At 70.2% G+C, this 3,181-nt stretch carries 4 protein-coding genes; 1 reads left to right on the forward strand and 3 read right to left on the reverse strand.

The features are described 5' to 3' along the window. Positions 1-108: 108 nt before the first annotated feature. Positions 109-993: a chitosanase gene (locus tag ACFXBC_RS34900; protein WP_385034095.1), complete on the reverse strand. Its 885-nt coding sequence runs from the start codon at positions 991-993 to the stop codon at positions 109-111. Positions 994-1,304: 311 nt separating this feature from the next. Here ACFXBC_RS34900 and ACFXBC_RS34905 point away from each other — a divergent pair, with 311 nt between their 5' ends. Beyond that, positions 1,305-1,988 (forward strand): alpha/beta fold hydrolase, encoded by a 684-nt coding sequence (locus ACFXBC_RS34905; protein WP_385034098.1) that lies wholly within the window; start codon positions 1,305-1,307, stop codon positions 1,986-1,988. A 54-nt stretch (positions 1,989-2,042) separates the two neighbouring features. On the opposite strand, the gene ACFXBC_RS34910 is transcribed toward ACFXBC_RS34905, so the two are convergent. Together ACFXBC_RS34910 and cutA are read right to left on the reverse strand one after the other, a co-directional pair. Next, positions 2,043-2,696, reverse strand: a complete 654-nt coding sequence (locus tag ACFXBC_RS34910) for a TIGR03086 family metal-binding protein (protein ID WP_385034101.1) — start codon at positions 2,694-2,696, stop codon at positions 2,043-2,045. A 32-nt stretch (positions 2,697-2,728) separates the two neighbouring features. Then, complete coding sequence (gene cutA, locus ACFXBC_RS34915; RefSeq protein WP_385034104.1) at positions 2,729-3,049, reverse strand: divalent-cation tolerance protein CutA; 321 nt, start codon at positions 3,047-3,049, stop codon at positions 2,729-2,731. Between the last annotated feature and the right edge of the window lie 132 nt (positions 3,050-3,181).

A 3,181-nucleotide genomic window follows, 5' to 3' on the forward strand; every position in this document is an offset into this window, starting at 1 on the left:
TTCCGCCCCACGGGGCCCGCACCGCGCCCCGCTGCCTGTCGGTGGACCGGGCGCCTGAGGGTGTGCTCCATGCGGGCCGGTCAGCCGGCGCCGCTGTCGGCGGACCGGTCAGCTGATGCTGTACGGGTCGCCGTAGACCTTCCACTTGAGCGGCGTGTGCAGATCGAGATTGCCGTCCTTCAGGAAGACGCGCTGCTCGGTGTCGACCCGGCTGGTGTCGCTGTGCGCCTCCTCCTGCTGCATCGCCCAGACGCGGGCGTCGAGGAAGGCGTTGAGGTAGGTGGTCTCGTTGCCGCCCTGGGCCGGGGTCTTGGCCTTGGCCAGCGCCCTCTTGCGGATGGAGCTGAAGCTGGTCCTGTCGTCGCCGTCACCGTGCATGACGATGGCGTCGTAGTAGGCGAACTGGCCCAGGACCCCGACGCCGTCCGCCTTGCCCTGCTTGACGGCCGGGTTGAAGTAGACGCGGTCGCGCTCGTCGTTCTGCGCCGTCTGGAACACGCTGTCCTTGGCCGCGGTCTTCCAGGCGCTCTCGAAGGCGGAGCCGAGGCCGGAGTGGGAGTCGCTGCCGTTGACCTTCTTCAGCGCGGGGAGGTACTTGGCGAGCGGGTTCCCCGGCTCCCGGTCGGTGTACAGCTGCACCAGGTCGAGCATGTCGCCGGTTCCCGAGCAGAAGCCGATGATGCCGGCGGTGTAGCCGCGGCCATCCCCTATGTCCTCGATGTACTTGTACTGGGCCTTCCAGTCCAGCGACGAGTTCTCGGCGCTGGAGACCAGCTTCATGGCGATCTCCTTCTTCGCCGGGTCGTCGAGTCCGGTCGCCGCTGTGGCGACCTGCCGGGTGCTGTGCGAACTCAGCTGCTTTGCAGGGGTGTTGGCGGCATGAGTGGTGGCGGCTTGGGCGGTGGCGGGCACGGCCACCAGGGCCAGTCCGAGCACGGTGCGCGTGATGATCCTCTTGCTTCGTCCAGCGGTGGTGCGGTGGGGGGCTTTCACCGGTCCTCCAAGGGGAGTTCGTGCGTCGGTGTTCTGTTAGGAAGCTTTCCTATCAGCTGTACGGGAGGCCGTACACCCCCTGGAACGAAAGGAGTTGAGCGAACCGGACGCCTCCGGGGTCAGTCACGACCGGCTGGTTTGCGGATGGAGGCAGGATGTGACGTGCCGATGGGTCCGAGGTGGCGTATTTTGCCCGCATGCGACCCCCGGACCGCCGGGCGACACTCCTGTGCAACGCGCGGGAGGCGACGGAGCGGGACGGGGCGGGGGAGCGGCGAGGGCGCCGGGCCGCGCGCTGTAGCGTCTGCGGTATGGACGATCACTCTGTAGTCGATGTCGGCGACGTACGGCTCGCGTACCGCACCTGGGGCGACCCCTTCGGCGCCCCGGTGGTGCTTCTGCACGGCCTCGGCGGTTCGTCCGGGACCTGGGAGGAGACCGGCCGGGCGCTCGGTACGGAGTGGCGGGTGTACGCCGTCGACCTGCGGGGACACGGGGAGAGCGACTGGCCGGACACCTACTCGTTCGAGCTCATGCGCGACGACATTCTGGGGTTCCTGGACGAACTGGAACTGGACCGGGTCGGCATCGTCGGCCACTCCATGGGCGGGGTCGTCGCCTATCTGCTGGCCCAGGAGCACGCGGACCGGGTGGAGCGCCTCGTCCTGGAGGAGACCCCGCCGCCGTACCCCAGGGAAATGGCCGAGCCGGTACGCCCCGATGAGCCGGTCGACTACGACTGGAACGTGGTGCCTGCCATCAGGGGCCAGGTCGGGCGGCCCGACCCGGAGTGGGCGCACCGGCTCGGCGAGATCGTCGCCCCGACGCTGATCGTGACCGGTGGTCCGGCCAGTTCCATGCCGCAGGAGCGCATCGCCGACATGGCCGCGGGGATTCCGGACTCCAGAGTGATGACGATCCCGGTCGGCCACACCGTGCACGCTCTGGAGCCCGGCCAGTTCTCGGCGGCGGTCAGCGACTTCTTCACCAGCTGAGCCCGGGTACGGGAGACGGGGTGCGGGTGCGGTCGTCCGCACCCGCCACAGGCTCTATGGCTTCCACTCCGGATCGCGCCCGCTGAGGCCGATCACCCGGTCGACGAACGGTGCGTCCTGCGCAACCGCGACCGCCGGGCCGAACGCGGGTGCGCGCGTAGGGCTGTCCGGCCGGCCGAGCAGCGCATAGGAGACGCCGAGGCTCGCCGGATCCGGCGCGAACCGTTGCCCGGTCGCGCGGGCCAGGTCCCAGCCGTGCACGACGAGTTCGTTCAGCGCGATCCGCGCGGCGACCGCTGCCGGAAACGTGAAACCCCCCGCCCTTGTCTCGCCCTCCCAGGCGGCGGGGGAGCGCCAGGCCGCGATCAGCTCCTCCAGCTGCCGGGGCAGCGCGGTGCGCCAGTCCATGGCCAGTTCGGGCCCGTGGCCGGAGCCCGGGGCCGTATCCGTGTCGGGCCCGAACTCCTTCCCGGCCGCGGAGCAGAACGCCACGGTCAGCCCGGAGACATGAGCGAGCAGGTCCCGGACCGCGAAGTCCGGGCAGGGCGTGGGCCCGTCCAGCTGCCCGTCCCGCACGCCCTCGGCAAGCCGTGCCATGTGCCGGGCCGGAGGCTCCAGGTCGGGCGGAGCGCTCTCCGGGTCCTTGTGAGTATCCGTATGCGAGTCGGTGTCCATACCCTTCAGACCGGACCCGGTACGGGAACTCATCGGTCGCGGCGGAGTCCGCCAGGTCCGTCCGGTCAGCGGCGTGTCCCGGATGCCAGCCAGGCGAGGTATTCATCGCTGCCGGCTGTGATCGGGGTGGCGATGATCTCCGGGGTGTCGTAGTCGTGCACGGCCTTGATGTGCGCGGCGAGTTCCTCGAACCGGTCGGCCGTGGTCTTGCAGAGCACCCGCCACTCGGTGTCCGTCTCGATCCCGCCCTCCCACCGGTAGACGCTCCTGACCGGCCCGTCGATCTGCGCGCACGCGGCGAGACGCTTCTCGACGGCCGACGCCGCGAGGTCATGGGCCTTGCTCTCGGAGTCCGTCGTGGTGAGAACGGCCAGGTATCCGGCCATGGTGCCCCCTTCGGCTCGCTGTGCCGCGACGCTACCGCAAGAACGTCGGGCAGAACGGCAGACGGAACGGCGCACGGAAACGGCGCACGGGAACGGCGCACGGGAGAACGGTGGACGGGGGCAGCCCCGGCG

Origin of the sequence: Streptomyces sp. NPDC059398, assembly GCF_042751845.1 — a bacterium.
In the GTDB taxonomy this organism is placed as follows: Bacteria; Actinomycetota; Actinomycetes; order Streptomycetales; family Streptomycetaceae; genus Streptomyces.